A 20,758-nucleotide genomic window follows, 5' to 3' on the forward strand; every position below is an offset into this window, starting at 1 on the left:
TGATCGAGCGCCAGGCCGGCACGACGACCGTCCCTGCGCGTGAGATCGCCTCGAGCCCATGCGGTGCGGTGAGTTCCAGGCCCCCTGTGGTCGGTCCAGGGACCGACCGCACGACGACGTACCGTGACCTGCCGCCCTACTGCGACTCGTCCGACGGCTTCTCCGTGGCCGTGTGGGAGCTGCTCCGGAGCACCTCGGCCACGGTCAACTCGTAGGAGGAGTACCACTTTTCCCGGCCCAGCCGCTGCGCCACCTGGTGCTCGGGGTCGGATCGCCACTGCTCCAGGGTCTCCGCGTTGCGCCACAGCACGACCGCGAGGCGCTCACCGTCCTCGCCCGTGTAGTGCTGGACGTCCACCAGGTCGGGCCCGGCGATGGCACGGACCCGCCGGCGCATCTCGTCCTCGGTGGCGTAGTAGTCCTCGCCCGCCTGATCGGTGAGGCGCGACTTGAACAGGATCACGAACATCCGGAGTCCTCCAGGGTGACTGTGTTCGGGTCGAGGGGCAGGCAGGCGCGCAGCCGGCTGTCGGACGCCGTGACCAGCTCCGCGCCGTGCCGGCTGAGCAGGCTCTCCACGAGCCGGTCCAGGCGCTGGTCGTTCCGCAGCACCGAGGCGTAGCTCTCCTCCGTGAAGGCGCACTGCTCGTACAGGGGCACGAAGCGGTCCGGGAAGAGGTCGACGAGACGCTTCCGCAGGATTCCCCTGTCGTGTGCGGTCTCCTCCTGCGGCGGGTTGGCCATGATGTGGTAGTGCTGGTACGAGAGGTGGGAGATCGCGTTGGCGTCCTCGATCCGCGACTTCTCGTAGGCCGCCAGGGCCGCCGTCCAGTCCTCGGTGGAGTCGAGGCAGTCGACGAGCGTACGGGCGTCCTCGAAGCCGCAGTTCATGCCGTGCCCCATGAAGGGGGCCATCGCGTGACAGGCGTCCCCGAGCAGCGCCAGCGTGTCCCGCCAGACCCATCGGTCGCAGCGTACGACCGTGAGTGTGGAGACGGACTTGGCGGCGAGCTGTTCGGCGATGTCCCCGATGGCGGCCGTCGGTTCGGGGAAGCGGTCGGCGAACACCTCGAACAGCTCCTTGCCGCCGCCGACCGTGGCGTAGGAGGGCGCAGGCCCTTCGAGACGCATGAACAGGGAGCCGGAGTACTCCCCCGACGGCATGGGGAACGCGGCGAACAGCGCGTCACCGGTCGGCCAGTAGTGCATGGTCCGGCTGTCGAGCCAGCCGCCCGGCACGTCGATCTCCTGATAGGCCAGTTCGAGATTGCGTACCTCTGCCGGTGCGGTGCGGGCGGCCAGGGCGGCACGGGCCGTGGAGTGCGCGCCGTCGCAGCCGAGTACGCGGTGGCACGTCAACCGCTGCTCACCGTCGACGTCTTCCACGGCCACGGCCGGTTCGTCCAGGTCCACGGAGCGCACCCGCTGCTCGAAGCGGATGCTGACGCCGGGAGTCGCCTCGGCGGCGTCCAGCAGGATGTGGTGCAGCCGCTCGCGCTCCACCGACCAGATCGGCTGCCCGTCCCTGCTGTACGGGGTGACGTGGGAACTGCCGTCGGGCAGGTGCGCGCAGCGTCCGTGCAGGGGGACGCATATCTCCCGCACCGTCTTGTCGAGACCCAGGTCGGACAGTACGCGCCAGCCGCGCGCGGACAGCATCACCGTGAGGGACCGTCCCTGTCCGCCGCCGGCGCGGCGCGGGTCCGCCCGCTTCTCCAGGACTGTGACCGGGCCGAAGCGGGGGGCGAGGTACATGGCCGTGACCACGCCGACCAGGCCGCCCCCGACGATGACGATCTCCGGGCTCCCCTCGGCGCGACCTCGGCTAGGCCCCCGCATGGCATCGCCGTCCCGTCGCCCGGCCTGCGTTCGGCTGCCGCAGTTCCGCCAGAACCACAGCGCCCACCTCCTTCGTTCTCAGGGACCCGCCGAGGTCGGGGGTGACTCTTCCGGCCTCGATGGCGGCCGCGACCGCCCGGCGCACGGCGTCGGCCTCCTCGGCATGGCCCAGGTGTTCGATCAGCAGCGCCGCGGAGAGAATGGCGGCGAACGGATTGGCGACCCCGGTTCCCGCGATGTCGGGCGCACTGCCGTGCACCGGCTCGAAGACCCCCTGGCCGGTCGTGGGGTTGAGGTTGGCGGACGCCGCCACGCCGAGCCCGCCGGCGAGGGCGGCGGTGAGATCGCTCAGGATGTCGCCGTACGAGTTGTTCGTGACGATGACGTCGAACGCGGTCGGGTCGGTCACCAACTTCATCGCGGCGGCGTCAACATAGAGGTGCGAGGTGTCGAACCGCGGATTGCGTGCGATCGCCTCCTGCCAGCAGCGCTGCCACAACTGCCCGCCGTTGCGGACGGCGTTGGCCTTGTCCACCACGCACACCGAGCGTCGGGCCACGGAGAAGGCGAAGTCCAGGATGCGCGACACACCGTGGTGGGTGCTGAGGTCCACGTCGATGGCGATCTCCTGCGCGGACCCCGTGCGCGTGCTGCCGCCGACACCGCTGTACAGCCCTTCGGTGTTCTCCCGGACGATCGCGCAGTCGATGCCGCGTCGTGTGCCGTCGCGCAGCGGGCTGAGCCGGTCGTGCCACAGCCGCACGGGCCGGTAGTTGGCGTACAGGTCCAGCTCGGAGCGCAGTGTGGTCAGCACGCTCCGCACGTAGGCGGTGTCGCCCAGCCGGGGATCGCCGACCGCACCGAGCAGCGTCGCCTCACTGCTGCGGATCCGGTCGAGATCGGCCTGGGACAAGGCACTTCCGGTGCTCAGGTACGTCTGAGCGTTCACGTGGTCGAGGACGTCCAGCCGCACACCGAGTGGGAGCACGTCGAGAACCGCCAGCGCGGGTTCGATCACCTCCGGCCCGATGCCGTCACCGGGAATGACGGTGATCCTTTTCGCAGCGCCGCTCATGCCCGGCCTTGGCGCACGATGTCCGCCACCAGTTCCGCCACGTCGGTCGTCACATGGAAGTGCCCGCCCGGCCGCGCGCGCACCGTGAACTCACCGGAGGTGACCTCCGCCCACTCCTCCAGCCGCGCCTCGTCCACCAGCGGGTCGCCCACACCGTGAAAGCAACGCACGGTGCACGACAGCGGCTTGGCGCCGGGACGCGGCCGGTACTCCGCATGGGCCCGCAGGTCCGAACGCAGCGTCGGCAGCAGCAGCTCGCGCAACTCGGCGTGTTCGGCGATCCCGGGTTCGATACCGCCCAGCCCCACCAGCGTCGACCAGAACTCGTCGTCGGGTGCCAGGTGGAGGTCTCCGCCCTCCACGACTCCGGGCGGCTGGCAGGCCGAGACGCACAGGCTCCGCGGCTCCTCGCCCGCGTCCCGCAGGACCAGGGCGGTCTCGTAGGCCACCACCGCGCCCAGGCTGTGCCCGAAGAGCACGTAGTCGCGCGGGGGAAGCCGCAGCAGATCCGCCGCCGCGTGCCCGGCCATCGCGGCCACGTCGTCCACCAACGGCTCCCCGAACCGGTCACCGCGGCCGGGGTACTGGACGGCCATGAGCTCCACGCCGGGCGGCATCGCGGTGGACCACTCGCCGAAGGCCGTCGCCGAACCCCCGGAATGCGGGAAGCACACCACACGAAGCTCGGGACGTTCGACGGTGGCCAAAGACCGCACCCAGCCCCGTTCCCGTATCCGGCTCATCATCTCCGCCTTTCTCGGCCATCGGCTAACCCGTCCCGTCCCATGTTTTCCACCGCGCACGAAATCGCGGGATCCGCGACAGATGTCGGCAAGACATCACGGGCGCCGTGGGGCCGGGGCATGACGATGCGGGGAAAAGGAGGATCCCGGATGAGCCCGTCGCTCGATCTCACCGACCCGGCCACCTTCGTCAGGAACGACCCCTACGAGTTCTGGCGCCGGGTACGCGGGGAGGGTCCCGTGTACTGGCACCCGTCCGCCGCGGAGCGCCCCGGCTTCTGGGTCGTGGCCGGGTACGACGACGTCCTGTCCTGCTACGGCGACTGGAAGCGGCTGAGCTCGGCCCGCGGCAACGTCCTCGACGTCCTGCTGCGCGGGGGCGACTCGGCGGGCGGGAAGATGCTCGCCGTCTCCGACCGGCCCTGGCACCGGCAGCTGCGCAACCTGATGCTCCGCGCCTTCTCCCCCCGGGTGCTGGGCGACGTGGTGCGCAGGGTCGAGGAGCGCGCGCAGGAGCTGATCAGCACCGTCACGGAGCTGGGCAGCTTCGACTTCGCCGCCGAGGTCGCCGAGCACATCCCGATGAACACGATCTGCGACCTGCTGTCCATCCCCGCGCAGGACCGCAAACAGCTGCTCCTGTGGAGCAAGGAGGCTCTGGCCTCCGAGCATCAGGAGGGTGCCCGGCTGGACGCCCTGGAGGCACGCAACGAGATCGTGCTCTATCTGATGGAGCTGGGGTTCGAGCGGCGGGCGAAACCGGGCGACGACGTGATCAGCATGATCGCCACCGCCGAGGTCGACGGCCGCCCGCTCACCCCGGAGGAGATCGCGCTCAACTGCTACAGCCTCCTCCTGGGCGGGGACGAGTCCTCGCGGATGACCGCGATCAGCTCGGTCCTCGCCTTCACCCGGTACCCCGAGCAGTGGCGCGGGCTGCGCGAGGGGACGGTCGACATCGACACCGCGGTGGAGGAGCTGCTGCGGTGGGCGACGCCGGGCATGCACTTCGCGCGCACGGCGCTCGGCGACTTCTCCCTCGGCGGGCAGCAGGTGCGCGCCGGTGACATCGTCACGTTCTGGAACACCTCGGCCAACAACGACGAGACGGTCTTCTCCCAGCCTCGGACCCTGGACCTGTCCCGCCGCCCCAACAAGCACCTCACCTTCGGCCACGGTCCGCACTTCTGCGTCGGCGCGGCACTGGGCCGGGCCGAACTGCGCGCGCTGTTGCAGGCGCTCGTCACGTCCGTACGGGACATCGAGCTCGACGGGGAGCCACAGCGCATCTACTCCAACTTCCTGTACGGCTACGGCAGTCTCCCCGTCGCCTTCCGGCCGCGGTCCGCCTCCTGAAAGGGAACGCCCCATGCTCGACGGTTTCGTCCCCTGGCCCGGCCACCTCGCCGAGGAGTACCGCCGCAGGGGCATCTGGCTCGGCCGGCCGCTCGGTGACCTGCTGCACGACTCGTGCCGGCGCCATGCCGACCGCGTGGCCGTGGTCCGCGACGGGCGCAGGATGACCTACACGGAGCTGTCCCAGCGGGCCGACCGGCTGGCGGGCGGCCTGATCGAACTGGGCATCAGGCCGCTCGACCGGGTGGTCGTCCACCTGCCCAACATCCCCGAGTTCGTCGTCCTGGTCTTCGCTCTGCTGCGGGCCGGAGCCATACCGGTCCTGGCACTGCCCGGGCACCGCAAGTCAGAGATATCCCATCTGTGCGCCCACTCCGGTGCGGTGGCCTACGCCGTGAAGGACGAGTTCGGCGGATTCGACTACCGCGAACTCGCCCGGGAGATCCCCTCGGTCCGGCACGTCCTCGTCAGCGGCGACGCCCAGGAGTTCACCGCCCTGGAGTCACTGGGCAGCGAGGGCGTCCCCCTGCCCCGCGTCGACCCGTCCGATCCGGCGCTCTTCCTCCTCTCCGGAGGCACCACCGGGCTGCCGAAGCTGATCCCCCGGGCCCATGACGACTACGCCTACGTCATGCGGGCCACGGCGGAGGCGATGCACGTGGGCCGGGAGGTGGCCTACCTCGCCGTCAATCCGGTCGCGCACCAGGCGGCGCTCGCCTGTCCGGGAGTGTTCGGGAGCCTTCTGCTGGGCGGCAAGGCGGTCCTGACGTCGAGCGTGCGGCCCGCCGAGGTCTTCCCGCTGATCCGTCGCGAGCACGTCACCGTGACCACGGTCGTGCCCTCCGTACTGCGGTTGTGGGCCGACTCCGGACAGCAGCCCGACCTGTCCCACCTGCTCGTCCAGGTCGGCAGCGCCCCCCTCGACCCGGCGCTCGCCCGTAGGGCGGGACAGGTCCTCGGGTGCCGGATCATGCGGTGGTACGGCATCAGCGAAGGCCTGCTGACCCACACCAGGTTCGACGACCCGGAGGACGTGATCATGGGCACGGACGGCCGGCCCATGTCGCGGGACGACGAGGTCCGGATCGTCGACGAGTCCCTGAACCCCGTGCCCGAGGGGGAGGCCGGCGAGATGATCGCGCGCGGCCCGTACACGATCCGCGGGTACTACCGGGCCCCCGAGGAGAACACCCGCTCGTTCACGCCGGACGGGTTCTTCCGCACGGGCGACCTCGTCCGGCGCAGCCCGGAGGGCAACATCACGATCGTCGGACGGATCAAGGACGTCATCAACCGCGCCGGCGAGAAGGTGTCGGCGGAGGAGGTGGAGCGTCAGCTGCGCACCCACCCGTCCGTCCAGGACGCGGCCGTCGTCGGCGTGCCGGACACCGTGCTCGGCGAGCGGACGTACGCCTTCCTCGTGCTGACCGGGTCGCAGGTCCGGACGTCGGCGATGAAGGAGTTCCTCCGGGGCTGCGGTCTGGCCACGTACAAGATCCCCGACCGGCTGGTGCCCCTCGACCAGTTGCCGCGCACGCCGATGGGCAAGGTGGACAAGAAGGCCCTGCGGGCGCTCGCGGTGTCGTCGGCGAGGTGAGGATGCCGTGATGGTGCGGATGCCTTGAAGGCGCGGCAGGGCCGGTCGCCGAGCGGCGACGGACCTGCCGCGTGTTCTCCTACTCGCCTTGCCGGGTGTGCCACAAGGCGGGAAAGGAAGGCGTGAAAATCGCTTTACGAAGGAACTCCGCGCCGGCCGTGCCCCCCGTACCGATCTTGTTTCCGATCATTCGCTGGACGAGAACGACATGCCGGTACTGCCATTCCTGAAAGGCCTGGTCGAGATCCACCAGGCCCTGGCAGATCTGTTCCACCACACCGTCGTCGCTGTGGAGTCCGTGCAATGCGGAGGGCAGGTCGTGCGGCGAGTACCCCTTGGCGTCGAGATAGCGGAGGAAGGCGTCGAAGAGGGTGGGCTCGTCGGCCCTCGCCTTGATACGCGCCCGTTCCCGGCTGCCCTCGGGAAAGTGCTCGGCCGCCGTCCCGTCACGCCGTCCGAGCACCACCTCGATCTCACGGAACTGCGCCGAGTAGAAGCCGCTGCCCACCAACTGGTCGCGGAACGTGTCGAACTGGTCGGAGGTCATCGTCTCCAGCACGTCGATCTGCGCCGTCAGCGCCCGGAAGATCGCCCGAGCCCGGCGCAGCGTCCGCAGGGCGGGGCCGCTGTCCGCCTTGCACAACGTCACCTGGAGGGCGTCCAGTTCGTGGAGCAGCTCCTTGAACCACAGCTCGTGCGACTGATGGACGACGACGAAGAGCAACTCGTCATGCTGTTCCGTGATCGGCTTCTGAATGTCGAGCAACGTTTCGAGAACCAAGTAATCACGATAGCCGCAGTAGGCGGAATGGGAATTACTCATCACGGGTAGGAGCCTCCGCTCGCCGGGCGTTGACTCCCCTTGGTAACACAGCGAAACCGACCCCAGGTCAGAATCTGTCACCTCTCATTCAACGGGGCGGCTCACCGCCCTGGCGGGCCATCATGATGGGGAACCATGAGTGCCAGGAGAAATCCTCGTCGTTCCAATGCATCACTGAATGGACGCGAAATGGGCGATGCAAAGCACACCGTCCCCCGGCTTTTCGAGGCCGTCGCCGCCAAGGCCGGGGACGACACCGCCATCCTGTTCGAGGGCAAGGCCGTCAGCTACACGGCTCTCAACTCCGCGGCCAACCGGCTCGCAAGGTACCTGATCGCCCGTGGCGTGGGACCGGACTCGGTCGTCGCCGTCTCCGTGCCCCGATCCGCCGAACTGGTCACGGTGCTCCTCGCGGTACTCAAGGCGGGCGGCGCCTACCTCGCACTCGATCCGGCGTATCCGGTGGAACGGCTGGCGCACATGGTGGCCGACGCGCGGCCGGTGCTGCTGATCCGCGCGGCGGAGCACACGCGACTCGCGCTGCCGGACGAGAGCGTGCCGGAGGTCGTCCTCGACGACCCCGCGTTCCGCGCGGAGTGCGAGGCGCACGCCGACCACGACGTGTCCGATCGGGAGCGCCTCGCCGAGCTGCGCGCCGAGCATCTGATGTACGTCGTCTACACCTCGGGGTCGACGGGCCGGCCCAAGGGCGTCGCGGTGACGCACCGTGGCGTCACCGGCCTGGTGGCGAGCCAGGCCGAGCAGATCGGTGCGGGCCCGGGCGACCGCGTTCTGCAGTGGGCGTCGATCAGCTTCGACGCCGCCTTCTGGGACATCTCGCTGGCCCTGCTGTCCGGTGCGGCACTCGTGATGGCGCCGGCCGACGACCTGCTGCCCGGCCAGCCGCTGCGGGACACGATGACCGAGAACAAGGTCACGCACGCCACGCTGCCCCCGGTGGCGCTCAGCGTCACCGAAGCGGACGGCGTACTGCCCGGCGGGACGCTCGTCTCCACCGGTGACGCCCTCTCCCCGTCCCTCGTGCGGACCTGGGCCGAGGGCAGGTCCCTGCTCAACGGCTACGGCCCCACCGAGGTGACCGTCGGCATCTCCATCGGGCGGATCACCGGACCCGACGACATCAGCATCGGCCGGACCTTCCCCGGCAGCACCGTGCACATCCTCGACGAGCGGCTGGCCGAGGCCGGTCCGGGCGACGAAGGCGAGCTGTACCTGGCCGGGCCGGGCCTGGCCCGCGGGTATCTGAACCAGGCCGGGCTGACCGCCGCGCGGTTCGTGGCCGACCCCGCCGGGCCGCCGGGCAGCCGGATGTACCGCTCGGGCGACCGGGGTTGGCGCCGCGCGGACGGAGAGCTGTTCTTCGCGGGCCGGGCGGACGACCAGGTGAAACTCCGCGGCTTCCGCATCGAGCTGGGAGAGATCGAGACCCGGCTGGCCGCGCATCCCGCCGTCGACCTCGCCTGCGTCGTGGTGGAGGGTGACCTCGCGACCGCCCGGATCGTGGGCTACGTGACCACGTCGGCGGGTGCGGAGACCAGCGGCACGGAGTTGCGGGAGCACGTGGCCAGGTCGCTGCCGGAGCACATGGTGCCGTACACCGTCATCGTCCTCGACCGCTTCCCCACCACCCCCAACGGCAAGGTCGACCGCGCGGCCCTCCGCGAGACCGGCGCCGACGCTCCTGCGGCGGAAACGGCCGCCTCCGCCGGCACGGACCTGTACGACCTCGTCAGGCAGATCCTCGGCGTCCCGGAGGCACGGCCCGAGGACAACTTCTTCCAGCTCGGCGGCCATTCGGTCCTGGCCACCCTGCTGGCCCGGAGAATCCGCAAGGAGTTCGACGTCGTGATCCCGATGCGGACGATCTTCCAGGCCGCCACGCTGGAGGAACTGGCGGAACTGGTGAAGGCGGCCAACGGGTAGTCCGACACCTGTCGCGTGACACGAAGGGGGGAGAGTTCTCTCCCCGGATGAATCCCTCCCAGGATGAATCCCTCCCAGGAGGGAATTCTCCCAGGAGTAACGCCGGCTGGCCCAACGCGAGACCGCGATGAACCAGCTCAAGGCCGTCACCGAGGCGCAGCAGGCCCGGCAGCGGTAGTCAGGAAGAGAAACACCATGCAACTTCTGAAGCACCCCCCGACCATGAAGCTCCCCGCCGACTGGTGCACCGGCGACGCCTACGCCGACGTCATCTACCGCGGCGAGGAGCCCAGCCGGGCACGGGCCAACATGGTCCGCTTCACGCCCGGCGCCCGCACCGCCTGGCACTCCCACGGCCTGGGTCAGACCCTCTGCATCGTCGAGGGCACCGCCCTCGTCCAGTCGCGCGGCGGCGAGATCCTCGAAGCCCACCCGGGCGACGTGATCTGGACCCCGCCGGGCGAGGAGCACTGGCACGGCGCGGCCCCGGACAGCTTCATGGTCCACCTCGCGCTGTGGGAGACGGACGACATCGACTGGCTGGAGCACGTCTGCGACGCCGAGTACACGGGCCCGCGTGCCAGCACGCGCACCCGCCCCTGAGCAACCCCCCGATCCACGAGAGCGCCATGCACGCCACGTCCAGCCAGACGGCGGCAGCAGATGAGAGCCGCAGCAACGCCGGCGAAGGCGTTACGAACGTCGTCCCCGCAACTCCCCTGAGACTCCACCGGCCCCAACAGGCGGCACCCATGAATCCGAACCGCGCGCCCACGCCTCCAATGCGGTGGCGTGGGCGGGGAGCGGAGCGGAGCGGGCACCGGGGGAAGACGGTCCCCTAGGGACGGTCGCCGCCCCCGGAAGAGCTGTGGCCACGGCCGGCCCCGCCGACGGTTTCGTGGGTACCGCCTGCTTGAGCGTCCGCGTGGTGGGTCAGCACCTTCATGACCTCCGAGGCCAGCACATCCGCCAGAGCGGGCGCGAGAGACTCTGCCAGTGCGGTCGCGAGAGTCTGCGCGAACAGCACCCTTTCCAGTTCCGAGGAACGGGAGGGCGGCCGAGACATGAACGCCACGGCTGCTTCCATCAGGGCTCCAGCCAGCGGGTCCTTTCCGTGCCTGGCGCCGGTGCCGGTATGCGGGATTCCGGCATCGCGCACCATTTCCTCGAAGATCTCGTCGATGAAGGTCTCCAAGGGATCCTTTTCCGATTGTCCGCCGGACTCAGCTGCCATTGTGGTTCCTCAAGTCTTCGATTGCCCTACGGGACCTGCCCCCCGATGCTGACGACTGCAGGGATCGGGGGGCAGGGGTGTCGCCTTCTCCTGTTAGCGGCGCATGAGCGCGGCGAGGAGGAGAGGGTGCTGGATGATCGACTCCTCACCGCCACGCTCCTTGCGGCGCTGCATGAGCGCGGCGAGAAGCAGCGGGTGCTCGATGATCGACTCCTCACCGCCACGGTCCTCACGGCGGCGCATGAGCGCGGCGAGGAGAAGCGGGTGCTGGATGATCGACTCCTCACCGCCACGCTCCCTGCGGCGCTGCATGAGCGCGGCGAGAAGCAGCGGGTGCTCGATGATCGACTCCTCACCGCCACGCTCCCTGCGGCGCTGCATGAGCGCGGCGAGGAGAAGCGGGTGCTGGATGATCGACTCCTCACCGCCCTCTTCACGCCGGCGCGCGAGCGCGGCGAGGAGAAGCGGGTGCTCGATGATCGGCTCCTCACCGCGCTCCTCACGGCGGGCCAGCATCGCTGCCAGCAGGAGCGGACCGAAGGCGGATTCCTCCCCGAACTCTTCCTGGCCCACCCCGGCCTTTTCTCGAGTGGGAGTCTCCGTCGTTGCCGTCATGGTTCCCTCTTTCTTTGACGCATGACTCAGCGGAGTGCTCGGCTGTCACAAGCGTCGCGCTCCGCCCTTCAGTGCCATCGTCGAGGCGTGCGGCGCTGACCGCATTTCATGATGGGCCGCATGGCTTCAGGATCACGGAAAACTCGCGCAAGTCGAAAGCGAGGGTTGCGGCGCGCGGCAAATGAGGGAACATCTGAAGTTCCGGCCTGCCCGCGCAGACTGCCGGCGCTGCGGACTCCGTGGCGGAGCCGGTGTCGACGGGCAGGTCTACGGCGAACAGCTCCCGGTCGCCCCCACCCGTTCGTGTGACCGCCCGCGCCCGGCAGACGCGCCGCCTGGTCAGCCGGCTCAACATGCCCGGCTATGTGCCCACGCGATCCGCACCATCCGCGGGAACTCGTCAGCGCCGATGCCGTCCAGGACGTCCAGGACGTCCAGGACAGAGGGTGCCCCGAAGAGAAAGGAGGTTGCCGGGATTCGCTCATCTGACGTCACTTCCGGTCGCAGTGAGGAATATTGCAGGCGAGAGGTACCCGATTCCCACCGTGTCGTCGATGTGACAGGCGATCCTGTCGGTTGACGAAGGTGGAGCCCAAAGTGCTTGAGTCGGTAAGTCCCGGAGAGGTCGTGTCCGTGATCACGGGGTTGCTCTCGTTCTGCACGCTGGCCGTTCGAATCGGGGGACGAGTGGCCCTGGCCCGAGAGCAGCGGCGCACGATGACCGCGGTGGCCACCGCCCTCGCCGCCGAGGCGCGATCGGCACGAGCCTGGCACCGGACACGCGGGGGCGACCAGTGGTCTCTCACCGTGGGCGCGTCTGACCGTGGCGAGGAGACCGCCGACCGCCAGGGCCTCGCCGCCCCTCGGGACGGTGGCTGAGCTCGGTGATCCCTTCGCACGATGGCGACCTGCCTCACCACGACTCCCGGGAGGCGGCGCGGCAGGAGAACATGCGGCAGTTCTACGCCGCACATCACGAGCGTCTACGGAGGTTCGTGAGACACAGGACGGGCCATGACGGGAGAAGGGACGCGGAGGACGTCTGCCAGGAGATCTGGATGGTGTTCTTCGCGAAGTACGACGCTCACGTGGCGAAGTACGACAACCTGGCGAAGGTGCTCTTCCCCATCGCCCGGTGCAGGATCGCGGAGTACTGGAGGAAACATGGCAGAACGCACGAGACCCCGGTCGAGGCCACGAACCTCGGAGCGCTGGCCGACGCGCTGCGGAGCGTGGAGGGCGAGGCGGTCTTCGAACCGGTCGTCCGCCGTGTCGACATGGAGCGGGCCTTGGCATGCCTGACCGAACGTCAGCTCGATACGCTTCATCTGCTGTATGTGGACGGGTTGACCGTGAGCGAGGTCGCGCCGCTGATGGGTATCAGCGAGAACACGGTGAAGAAGTTTCGCACGGTGGCCTGTGACAAGCTGAGGAAGTCGGACCAGCTTGACGGCTACCGGGCCCGGCCGCGACCCGAGGATGTGGGCGAGTGACGCAGGACAACCGTCAATCCACGCAGCTCGACGCCGCCGAAGCAGACCCCAACCCCGGCTTCGAGTCGGTCATGGCCCGGCTGAGGGAATTGACGCCTGAAGGCACCACAGCCCTGCGGCGCGAGGCAGAGGACGCCGTCGAAAGCCACACCGACTACGCCGAGGGACTGGAGCATCTGTACGAGGCGCTGCCGCTGCTGCAGAAGGCTGCCCAAGGCGCGGTGCCAGGAGCTCGGCGTCTACTCGAACGGATCGGGCACTACGAGGAGCTGCTCGAAGAAGCGGAGGCGGCTCGCTCGCAGATGGACATCGGCGTCACCGATCGTGCCGCGTCGCTGCACCGACTGCACCAGGCCATGGCGGACATGAACTCCACACGCAGCCTGGCGGACACACTGCAGGTCGTCGCGGACGGCGCGGTCAACACCCTCGGGTACGGGATGGCGTACCTCCACCTCGTGCGCTCAGACGGCGACCTGGTGGTGACCGCCCTCTCCGGCAACCCCGCCGCCGAGGGCCTGATCACCGGCCGCGTCGGCTCGCGCCAGTCCTGGGAGCGACGCCTGAACATGGGTGAGGCGTGGGGCGACTTGCGTTTCATCCCGCACACCGAGAGCCGGGTGCTCGACGAGGACGACGTACCGGAATGGAACACGGGCGGTTCCGTGCCCCGCTTCGAGGACGGGTGGCACCCCTTCGACCGGCTGTTCGCGCCCATGTACGCCCCCGGGCCCTGCGCCGACAGCCGCGGAGAGCTGATCGGCGTCCTGTCCGTGGACCAGCCCCGCAACGGCCGGCGACCGGCGGTGCAGGAGCGCGAGGCGCTCCAGATGTACGCCTTCCAGGCCGCGATCGCGATCAGCAACGCGCGTCTGCGGGCCGACGCGCAGCGCGCCCTGGTCCGCCTGGAGCGGGAGCAGCAGGCGCTGCGAGCCAGTGAGGAGAGCTTCAGGCAGGCGTTCGAGTACGCCCCGTCCGGCATGGCGATCGCCGAGATGGGCGGCGACCAGCACGGCCGGATCCTGCGCACCAACGACGCCCTGTGCCGCCTGCTGGGCCGCCCCGCCTCCGCGATGCGCCGCTACTCCTTCTCCGACCTCGTCCACCCCGAGGACAGCGCGACCCTGCTGAGCACCTCCGCCGAGGGCGGCCGCGCGGAACTCCGCCTCGGCCGCCGCGACGGCACCTACGTCTGGGTGTCCCTGCGCAACTCCGTGATCGCCGACGCCGCCGACGGACCCCGCTTCCTGCTCACCCACGTCGAGGACATCGAGGAGCGCAAGCGCCGCGAGCTGCAGCTCGCCCACCGTGCCTCCCACGACTCCCTCACCGGCCTGCCACACTCCGCCGAGCTGCGCTCCCGCCTCAATGCCCGGCTGTGCCCGCGTCCCGGGGGGCAGAAGACCACAGTCACGGAAGCGGCTGATGCCGGCGGCGACACCCATCTGCATGTGTACGGGCCCGACGGCGACGACGACACGAAGGGCCTCGCGGTGCTCTTCTGCGACCTCGACGGCTTCAAGTCGATCAACGACCGCTTCGGCCACAACACGGGCGACGGGGTGCTGATCGAGGTCGCCCGCCGCCTCAGCAGGGGCGTGCCGGACGGCACCACGGTCGCCCGGCTCGGCGGCGACGAGTTCGTGATCCTCGCCGACGGACTCAGCCGCGCTGACGCCCAGGACCTCGCCGTACGCCTGCGCAACGAGATCATCCAGCCCATCCGCGCCGAGGGACGGGCCGTCCGGGTGGGCGCCAGCTTCGGCATCGGCTGGGCACACTGCGGCATGACTGCGGACGAAGTGTTGAAGTCAGCCGACGAGCGGATGCGCATCGAGAAGCGTTCTCGCCCGAAACAGCACCGGAGGGCCGGCTGAGCCGGGCGGGCCCCCGGCGTCAACCGCCTTCCACGTGGCCGCGGAGGGCGGCTGCCGCGTGCGGCGAGGACGAGGAGCAGGCCAGCCGTGAGGCGCTTGCGCATGCCGGGGGTCACGTGCGCATAGCGCGCCGGGACCGAGCCGTCGATGTGGCCCATGGGGTCGTCCATGAGGACCTTCTGCCTCCCGGGTGCCTTCTTCGGGTACCAGCCGGAGGTGGCCGGCGTGCACGGCCGCGTGGCGAAGCCATTGCGGCGCCAGTGGGCCGCGTTCTCCGTCCGTACGCCACCGCGTGCGAAGTTCAGCTCGGCGATGGTGAGTTCCCCACAGGCCCAAACGGGCAATGCTGAGCCGTCACAGCCCGGGACGGTGCCGGGAAGGGGCGCGGACACCACGCGCACGCCCGCGACCGTCGGCGGGAACGGTCACGCTCCGGCCGCGGGGGTGACGACGCGGTCCTCGACGTATCCGACGGGCTTCCTCTCCGGCTTCACAGCGGCAGAGACCACCCTTGCGTCGTGCCGGCATGTGGATCAGCAGCGCCTGAACCTCGCCCTGCTCGCAGCCGTCCTGGCAGCGATCCGCGACCACGTCGACGGACGCGTCTCGGCAGCCCGGCGAGGGCTGGACGGCGGGCCGTGTCGCCCGCTCGGGTCGATGTTGGCGCGTCCCGCAAGCCTGTGGTGTGCACGCCGTGCACTCTGAACCGGGAAGTCGGAGACGCGGGCCGGTCCTGGCAGCAGCAGGCCTGCCTGGGGCGCAGCGATCGAACGGCGGGACGCATTCGTGCGATGGCGAAACGGGGCGATGCGGATCCGGGGACCGATCGAAGGAGGGCCGTCATCGGCCGCCAGGACGCTGTTCTTCCTCCTCGCCGCCGAGAACCTTCTGATCAACTACACCGCCACCGCCATGAACGTGGCCCTGTCGGCGCTCGTCGGGGACCTGCACACCACACTGACCGGCGTGCAGTCGGCGATTTCGCTGTACGCCCTGGTGGTCGCCGCGTTCATGATCAGTGGCAGCAAGCTTGGCAGACGCCACGGGTACCGGCGGACCTTCGCCCTCGGCGGCGGAATCTTCGTCCTGGGGGCGCTGATCACCGCCTCCGCCCCGAGCCTGCCGTTCATGCTGCTCGGCTGGTCCGTGCTCCAGGGGCTCGGCGTCGCGCTGATGCTTCCGGCGCTGATGGCGATGCTCACCGGGACCTTCGCCGGGGCCGTACGCACCAGGGTGCTGTCCACGCTGGCCATGACGTCCGGAATCGGTGCGGCGGCCGGTCCCGTTCTGGGTGGCCTGGTCACCAACTACCTGACCTGGCGCGTGTCGTTCCTCCTGGGAGCCGTGATCACCCTGTCCGTGACATGGCTCATACGGTATACGGTCGATGCCGGGCCGTTCCCGGGACGCCCCGGACAGCGCTTCGATGCCCGCGGGGTGCTGCTGTCCACGACAGGACTGGTTCTGCTCGTCGTCTCGGCCCTGTTCGCGGGACGGTACGGCCTGCTGAAGGCGCGGCAGGACTTCGTGGTGCTCGGCCACACACTGCTGGAGCGTGGCGGTCTGTCACCCGTTCCCGTCCTGGCGGGCATGGGGCTGGTGGTCCTGGCCGCTTTCGCCGGACGGGAGTGGCACCTCATCAAGAGCGGAAGGGATCCGCTGGTCCGCGTGACGGTGCTGCGGAACCGCACCGTCCGGACCGGGATCTCGACCCAGTTGATGCAGATCCTGGTGCCCAACGGCGTGCTCTTCCTGGTGCCGGTCTTCCTGCAGACGACCTTTGGATTCGGCGCGCTGCACTGCGGAGTGGTGCTGCTCCCGATCGCGCTGGGGCTGATGATGGCCGCTCCGCCGACCGCCCGGCGCATCGGGCAAGGGAGGATGACCCACCGCGCCGCCTCGATGGGGGCGTTCGTCTGCATGGGCGTCGGCTGCGGCGCTGTCGCCGCCCTGTTCAGTCCGCATGCACAGGGAGTGGCCGCGGTGGGCCTGGCACTCGCGCCGGGCGTTCTCCTCATCGGGCTCGGCCGGGGCATGGCCACGACGCTCACCGACCTCGTCCAGTCGGCGCCTGAGCCCGATGAGGTCAGCGACGTGACAGGGCTCTCCTACACGGCCGGCTATCTGGGAAGTTCGTTCGGAGTCGCGCTCGCCGGCGCCTTGATGGCCACAGCGCTGCTGTACGCGTTCGAGGCCGGGGTGAAGGACAGCAGCGTCCTGTCCGCCGCCCGGAAGGAACTGGTGACGCAGACGGCGGAGCAGCAGGTCCAGATCACCGCCGCGTCCGACGACGACCTGCGGGCGAAGGCGATGTCACGGGGCATCACGGGGGCCGCGGCCGACGAACTGGTACGGATCAACGCACGTGCCAGGGAGCAGGCGCTGACCGTGTCGGCCACCGGCATGGCCGCACTGGCTGTCGTCGGCTGGCTGATGGCACTGCGTCTTCCCGTCGCCGCCGGGACCACGACAGCCGCAGGCCCGGGACGTGAAGCGCCTTCACAAGGCCAGTAGGACTCGACCGCACCGTTCCGCCGGTTGACCGGCGCCAGGGCCGGTGGCGAGCGCCACCCCGCGCAGGAGCCCGGACGCACTCGGCACCCCCGAAAGCCGACCGTTCAGGGACACCGGGAATCCAGAGGGTGTCGCCGGGGCTCGGCGACACGCCGGGGCATCGACAAGGCCGACGCCGGTACCGCGAGAGGCGTCATAGCAGCAGCCGGCGTGTCAGAGCGACCGAGTACACCCGGCCCCCGGCGTGACGGACATTTCGGGGCATAGAAGACGAGACATGATGGAGGTACGGACACGCGAGGAGGAGTACGGCATGGCTGGTTCCGGCTCTGACGGTACCGAGGACGTGGCGGACGGCAAGTCACGCTTCGACGACATCTACACCCGGCCGGACCCCCGCGCGTACTTCAGGCGGCTGGCGCCGCTCGAGTACGAGATCCCGCACCATGCCCAGCCTGTCTTCCGGCGGGTTGCCGCCGAACGGGCCGAGCTCGACGACGCCCGCACGCACGGGTCGGCGGTGCTGGACGTGTGCTGCTCGTACGGGATCAACGCCGCGCTGCTCAACCACGACGTGACACTGGCCGAGATGTACGAGCGGTACACCTCCCCCGGTAGCCAGACGATGTCGACGGCGGAACTGACGGCATCGGACAAGGCGTTCTATGCCGCGCGGCGCCGGCCGGACGCAGTGCCGGTGTTCGGCCTGGACGTCTCGGCCCCCGCCGTGCACTACGCGCTCGAGGTGGGTCTGCTGGACGCCGCCTTCACCGACGATCTGGAACATGGCCCACCCGGCCCCGGTCTGAGCCGCGCGCTCGCCGAGGTCGGCCTCATCACGCTGACAGGCGGCGGCAGCTACATCACCGCCCGAACGTTCAACGCAGTGCTGGACGGCGCCCGCAGACCGGTGTGGGTCAGCGCGTTCGTGCTGCGGACGGTGTCGTACCAGCCGATCGCCCGGGCATTGGCCGTACACGGCCTGAACACCACCGTCGACGCCTCCCGCACCTACCCGCAGCGCCTCTTCACCGACGAACGGGAACAGCGCTATGCGATCGCGGCGGTACGGGCGCTGGGTGGCGACCCCACAGGGCGCGAGGAGAGCGGCCGTTTTCACAGCCTGCACTACGAGTCCCGCCCCGAGACACCCTGACGACCGGTGCGTCGACCTCGGCGGGACACCGGCAGGCCGGCGTCCGGGCTCGGCATCGAGGAGGCCCACGCCCAGCCGGCTCGGGGATCGACCGTAGCGGCCCCCACACGGCGGTGAACCGGACACAGGCCGGACCAGCCCCACCCATCGAGGCGGACGTACGGGCCGTACACACCTGATCCACTCGCTCCGCCTGCGGCCCCGCTGCGCCCGGACGCCGCAGGGCCCTTCATTCCCGTGCATGAGTCATCGACCCTGCGCGCGCCTGCTCTTCGAACGCGTGTGACCGGGTTGACGCCGGAAAGTGTGAGTGGTTGAGTACTCACATGACGACGGACCGGCCCCGCCGGCTCTCCACCGCGCAGGAGCGCCGCCAGACAGTGCTGCGCACCGCCCTGGGCGCCTTCGCGGCCCGCGGCTACTGGGGCACGACCACGACCGAGGTCGCCAAGGCGGCCGGCATCTCCCAGGCCTACGTCTATCGGCTCTTCCCCAACAAGGAACTGCTGTTCGTCGCGGTCGTCGAGCACTGCTTCGTCGAGGTCCGAGCCAGTCTGGAGTGCGGCGCGGCGGATGCGGGCGGCAGCAGCCCCGAGGCCGTCCTCTCGGCCATGGGCAACGCCTACGCCAAGCTCATCAGCAACAACGACCTGATGCTGATCCAGCTGCACGCCCAGGCGGCGGCCGTCTCCGAACCGGCAGTACGCGAGGCCGTACAGCAGGGCTACGCCCGTCTGGTCGAGTACGTACGCGGCGCCTCCGGCGGCAGCGAACAGCAGGTCCAGGAGTTCTTCTCCCGAGGCATGCTGTGTCACCTGATCGTTTCCATGGGGGCCGATGCGGTGGACGCCCCTTGGGCGCGGACCCTTGCGGCAGGCATCAGGCACTACTAGAGACCACCCCGACCTCAGACCCGGCGGCGCGCACCGCACAGCGCCGCCCACTTTCCGCCCCTCGAAGTGAGTGGTTAACCACACAATGGAGCGTGCTGTGCGAAAGTCATCCGGAACCGCCAGGGGCCCCGGGGCCGCGCTCGCCGCCCTGGCCGGGGCGCAGTTCACCGTCATGCTCGCCACCTCGATCGTGAACGTGGCCCTGCCGCAGATCCGTGCCGGGGTGGGGCTGACGGACAGCGGGACCACCTGGGTGGTCAACGCCTATGGCCTGGCCTTCGGAGCGCTGTTGCTGGCCGGCGGGCGCGCGGCGGACCTGCTGGGTCGTCGCCGGGTGCTGCTGGGGGGCCTCACCGTGTTCGGGATCTCCTCACTGGCGGCGGGTTCGGCCACCTCGCCCGGCGTCCTGATCGCTGCCCGTGCGGTGCAGGGGCTGGGGGCCGCCGCCATCGCCCCCGCCGCGCTGGCCTTGGTGATGGGCTTGTTCCCTCCCGGACCCGGCCGGGGCCGAGCACTGGGAGTGTGGGGCGCGGTCTCCGGCGCTGGAGGTGCTGCCGGAGTCCTTCTCGGCGGGGTGCTCACGCAGGCATGGGGCTGGTCGTGGATCTTCTACGCCGTGGCGACGGGAGCGTTCCTGGTCCTGGTCACCGCTGCCGTCCACGTGCCACAGGCGCCGCCTGCGGAGAGCAGCCGGTTCGACCTGTCCGGCACGGCTTGCGTCACCCTTTCCCTCACCGCCCTGGTGTGGGGCCTGACCACCGCACGCCGCTCCGGCTGGACGGACGCCCACGTGCTGGGCGCGTTCGCTCTCGCCGCCGTCCTGCTCGCGGCCTTCGTCCTGGTCGAGCGCAGGCACCCCGATCCGCTGCTTCCCCCGAGGCTGTTCGCCAGCGGCCGGGTCCGGGCCGGGAACATACTCATGGCCCTGCTCGGCTCGGTGTGGATCGCCCTGTTCTTCTTCCTCCCGCTGTACCAGCAGCGCGTCCTCGGCTCCAGCCCGCTGGTGACCGGACTCGGCCAACTTCCGCTGGCCACGGCGAACATGCTCGGTTCCACCCTGGCGCCGCGGATCTCGCGTCGGATCGGCGCCACGGTCACGGTGACCGCGGCCCTGCTCACCGAAGCCGGCGGACTGCTGTGGCTGTCGCGGATCAGCGCACATGGCAGTTATCTCGCCGACATCCTCGGCCCGAGCATCCTGATCGGACTCGGTCTCGGCATCGCCTTCGTCCAGCTCACCGCCCTCTCCGTCGAAGGCGTCGCCAAGGACGACGCCGGACTGGCCGGCGGGCTGGTGAACACCACCCGCCAGGTCGGCGGCGCGATCGGCCTCGCGGCCTTGGCCACCCTCGCCGGCTCCGTCACCGCACACGCCGCGGCCCACCAACCGCTCCCGGAGGCACTGACCGCCGGCTACCGCACCGCGTTCGGTATCGCGGCCGCCGTACTGGCCACGACCGCTCTCCTGGCCGTCATCGGCACCCGTCGCAGCGCTCCCGCCAACCCACAGGCGCCGGCTCCCGTGGGACCGGGCCAGACCGCCTCCCGCACCCCCTGATCCGCCTTCTGCACTTCGTCACCACCTGCCACCAGATCGAT

At 70.0% G+C, this 20,758-nt stretch carries 18 protein-coding genes and 1 pseudogene; 11 read left to right on the forward strand and 8 right to left on the reverse strand.

Annotated elements, in window-relative coordinates; all coding sequences use genetic code 11:
* Window positions 1–136: 136 nt before the first annotated feature.
* From ACWC5O_RS15270 to ACWC5O_RS15285, 4 genes are read right to left on the reverse strand one after another with little or no spacing between them, the layout of a single operon-like run.
* Window positions 137–469, reverse strand: coding sequence for an antibiotic biosynthesis monooxygenase family protein (locus ACWC5O_RS15270; protein ID WP_450587105.1), 333 nt, complete (start codon window positions 467–469; stop codon window positions 137–139).
* A complete protein-coding gene (locus tag ACWC5O_RS15275) occupies window positions 460–1,839 on the reverse strand; it encodes an FAD-dependent oxidoreductase (RefSeq protein WP_450587104.1) in 1,380 nt (459 codons plus the stop codon). Before ACWC5O_RS15275 ends, ACWC5O_RS15270 begins: the two co-directional genes overlap by 10 nt.
* A complete protein-coding gene (locus tag ACWC5O_RS15280) occupies window positions 1,826–2,914 on the reverse strand; it encodes an isocitrate/isopropylmalate dehydrogenase family protein (RefSeq protein ID WP_450587102.1) in 1,089 nt (362 codons plus the stop codon). Before ACWC5O_RS15280 ends, ACWC5O_RS15275 begins: the two co-directional genes overlap by 14 nt.
* Window positions 2,911–3,621 carry a thioesterase II family protein gene (locus ACWC5O_RS15285; RefSeq protein ID WP_450587101.1) on the reverse strand — a complete coding sequence of 237 codons (711 nt, stop codon included), beginning with the start codon at window positions 3,619–3,621 and terminating at the stop codon, window positions 2,911–2,913. Before ACWC5O_RS15285 ends, ACWC5O_RS15280 begins: the two co-directional genes overlap by 4 nt.
* Window positions 3,622–3,807: 186 nt before the next feature.
* Between ACWC5O_RS15285 and ACWC5O_RS15290 the strand changes: the two genes are divergently transcribed.
* Entirely contained in the window at window positions 3,808–5,013 is a 1,206-nt protein-coding gene (locus ACWC5O_RS15290) for a cytochrome P450 (protein WP_450587099.1), read from the forward strand.
* 13 nt (window positions 5,014–5,026) lie between these two features.
* On the forward strand, window positions 5,027–6,610 hold the full coding sequence (locus ACWC5O_RS15295; protein WP_450587097.1) for a (2,3-dihydroxybenzoyl)adenylate synthase: 1,584 nt from the start codon (window positions 5,027–5,029) through the stop codon (window positions 6,608–6,610).
* Between the two features lie 79 nt (window positions 6,611–6,689).
* On the opposite strand, the gene ACWC5O_RS15300 is transcribed toward ACWC5O_RS15295, so the two are convergent.
* Window positions 6,690–7,433, reverse strand: a complete 744-nt coding sequence (locus ACWC5O_RS15300; protein WP_450587127.1) for a tryptophan 2,3-dioxygenase — start codon at window positions 7,431–7,433, stop codon at window positions 6,690–6,692.
* Between the two features lie 189 nt (window positions 7,434–7,622).
* Here ACWC5O_RS15300 and ACWC5O_RS15305 point away from each other — a divergent pair, with 189 nt between their 5' ends.
* Together ACWC5O_RS15305 and ACWC5O_RS15310 are read left to right on the forward strand one after the other, a co-directional pair.
* The gene (locus ACWC5O_RS15305) at window positions 7,623–9,377 is read left to right on the forward strand and encodes a non-ribosomal peptide synthetase (RefSeq protein ID WP_450587095.1); all 1,755 of its coding nucleotides are present in this window, start codon (window positions 7,623–7,625) and stop codon (window positions 9,375–9,377) included.
* Between the two features lie 195 nt (window positions 9,378–9,572).
* The gene (locus tag ACWC5O_RS15310; RefSeq protein WP_450587093.1) at window positions 9,573–9,980 is read left to right on the forward strand and encodes a (R)-mandelonitrile lyase; all 408 of its coding nucleotides are present in this window, start codon (window positions 9,573–9,575) and stop codon (window positions 9,978–9,980) included.
* A 235-nt stretch (window positions 9,981–10,215) separates the two neighbouring features.
* On the opposite strand, the gene ACWC5O_RS15315 is transcribed toward ACWC5O_RS15310, so the two are convergent.
* Together ACWC5O_RS15315 and ACWC5O_RS15320 are read right to left on the reverse strand one after the other, a co-directional pair.
* Window positions 10,216–10,611, reverse strand: coding sequence for a hypothetical protein (locus tag ACWC5O_RS15315; protein ID WP_450587091.1), 396 nt, complete (start codon window positions 10,609–10,611; stop codon window positions 10,216–10,218).
* Window positions 10,612–10,704: 93 nt separating this feature from the next.
* On the reverse strand, window positions 10,705–11,226 hold the full coding sequence (locus ACWC5O_RS15320) for a hypothetical protein (protein ID WP_450780996.1): 522 nt from the start codon (window positions 11,224–11,226) through the stop codon (window positions 10,705–10,707).
* Window positions 11,227–11,853: 627 nt separating this feature from the next.
* Here ACWC5O_RS15320 and ACWC5O_RS15325 point away from each other — a divergent pair.
* The 3 genes from ACWC5O_RS15325 (at window position 11,854) to cdgB (ending at window position 14,596) form a co-directional block, all read left to right on the forward strand.
* Window positions 11,854–12,105, forward strand: coding sequence for a hypothetical protein (locus ACWC5O_RS15325; protein WP_450587087.1), 252 nt, complete (start codon window positions 11,854–11,856; stop codon window positions 12,103–12,105).
* 71 nt (window positions 12,106–12,176) lie between these two features.
* Window positions 12,177–12,719, forward strand: a complete 543-nt coding sequence (locus ACWC5O_RS15330) for an RNA polymerase sigma factor (protein ID WP_450587085.1) — start codon at window positions 12,177–12,179, stop codon at window positions 12,717–12,719.
* A gap of 302 nt (window positions 12,720–13,021) precedes the next feature.
* A complete protein-coding gene (gene cdgB, locus ACWC5O_RS15335; RefSeq protein ID WP_450587125.1) occupies window positions 13,022–14,596 on the forward strand; it encodes a diguanylate cyclase CdgB in 1,575 nt (524 codons plus the stop codon).
* Between the two features lie 77 nt (window positions 14,597–14,673).
* Here cdgB and ACWC5O_RS15340 read toward each other — a convergent pair.
* Window positions 14,674–14,919, reverse strand: a pseudogene (locus ACWC5O_RS15340) (LacI family transcriptional regulator); the annotation flags it as partial.
* Between the two features lie 463 nt (window positions 14,920–15,382).
* On the opposite strand from ACWC5O_RS15340, the gene ACWC5O_RS15345 reads away from it, so the two are divergent.
* The 4 genes from ACWC5O_RS15345 (at window position 15,383) to ACWC5O_RS15360 (ending at window position 20,717) form a co-directional block, all read left to right on the forward strand.
* Window positions 15,383–17,110 (forward strand): MFS transporter, encoded by a 1,728-nt coding sequence (locus ACWC5O_RS15345; protein WP_450587084.1) that lies wholly within the window; start codon window positions 15,383–15,385, stop codon window positions 17,108–17,110.
* Between the two features lie 313 nt (window positions 17,111–17,423).
* Entirely contained in the window at window positions 17,424–18,266 is an 843-nt protein-coding gene (locus tag ACWC5O_RS15350) for a hypothetical protein (RefSeq protein ID WP_450587082.1), read from the forward strand.
* Between the two features lie 326 nt (window positions 18,267–18,592).
* The gene (locus ACWC5O_RS15355) at window positions 18,593–19,159 is read left to right on the forward strand and encodes a TetR/AcrR family transcriptional regulator (protein WP_450587081.1); all 567 of its coding nucleotides are present in this window, start codon (window positions 18,593–18,595) and stop codon (window positions 19,157–19,159) included.
* Between the two features lie 97 nt (window positions 19,160–19,256).
* Entirely contained in the window at window positions 19,257–20,717 is a 1,461-nt protein-coding gene (locus ACWC5O_RS15360) for an MFS transporter (RefSeq protein WP_450587079.1), read from the forward strand.
* The last annotated feature ends 41 nt before the right edge of the window (window positions 20,718–20,758 follow it).

This window comes from Streptomyces sp. NPDC001450 (genome assembly GCF_053597295.1).

Excerpts from the sequence above, each read along its gene's own strand:
- ACWC5O_RS15350 (WP_450587082.1), top strand. The coding sequence starts at position 17,424 with ATGGCTGGTTCCGGCTCTGACGGTACCGAGGACGTGGCGGACGGCAAG.
- ACWC5O_RS15280 (WP_450587102.1), bottom strand. The coding sequence starts at position 2,914 with ATGAGCGGCGCTGCGAAAAGGATCACCGTCATTCCCGGTGACGGCATC.
- ACWC5O_RS15315 (WP_450587091.1), bottom strand. The coding sequence starts at position 10,611 with ATGGCAGCTGAGTCCGGCGGACAATCGGAAAAGGATCCCTTGGAGACC.
- cdgB (WP_450587125.1), top strand. The coding sequence starts at position 13,022 with ATGGACATCGGCGTCACCGATCGTGCCGCGTCGCTGCACCGACTGCAC.
- ACWC5O_RS15275 (WP_450587104.1), bottom strand. The coding sequence starts at position 1,839 with ATGCGGGGGCCTAGCCGAGGTCGCGCCGAGGGGAGCCCGGAGATCGTC.
- ACWC5O_RS15305 (WP_450587095.1), top strand. The coding sequence starts at position 7,623 with ATGGGCGATGCAAAGCACACCGTCCCCCGGCTTTTCGAGGCCGTCGCC.
- ACWC5O_RS15320 (WP_450780996.1), bottom strand. The coding sequence starts at position 11,226 with ATGACGGCAACGACGGAGACTCCCACTCGAGAAAAGGCCGGGGTGGGC.
- ACWC5O_RS15330 (WP_450587085.1), top strand. The coding sequence starts at position 12,177 with ATGCGGCAGTTCTACGCCGCACATCACGAGCGTCTACGGAGGTTCGTG.
- ACWC5O_RS15290 (WP_450587099.1), top strand. The coding sequence starts at position 3,808 with ATGAGCCCGTCGCTCGATCTCACCGACCCGGCCACCTTCGTCAGGAAC.
- ACWC5O_RS15270 (WP_450587105.1), bottom strand. The coding sequence starts at position 469 with ATGTTCGTGATCCTGTTCAAGTCGCGCCTCACCGATCAGGCGGGCGAG.
- ACWC5O_RS15355 (WP_450587081.1), top strand. The coding sequence starts at position 18,593 with ATGACGACGGACCGGCCCCGCCGGCTCTCCACCGCGCAGGAGCGCCGC.
- ACWC5O_RS15300 (WP_450587127.1), bottom strand. The coding sequence starts at position 7,433 with ATGAGTAATTCCCATTCCGCCTACTGCGGCTATCGTGATTACTTGGTT.
- ACWC5O_RS15310 (WP_450587093.1), top strand. The coding sequence starts at position 9,573 with ATGCAACTTCTGAAGCACCCCCCGACCATGAAGCTCCCCGCCGACTGG.
- ACWC5O_RS15295 (WP_450587097.1), top strand. The coding sequence starts at position 5,027 with ATGCTCGACGGTTTCGTCCCCTGGCCCGGCCACCTCGCCGAGGAGTAC.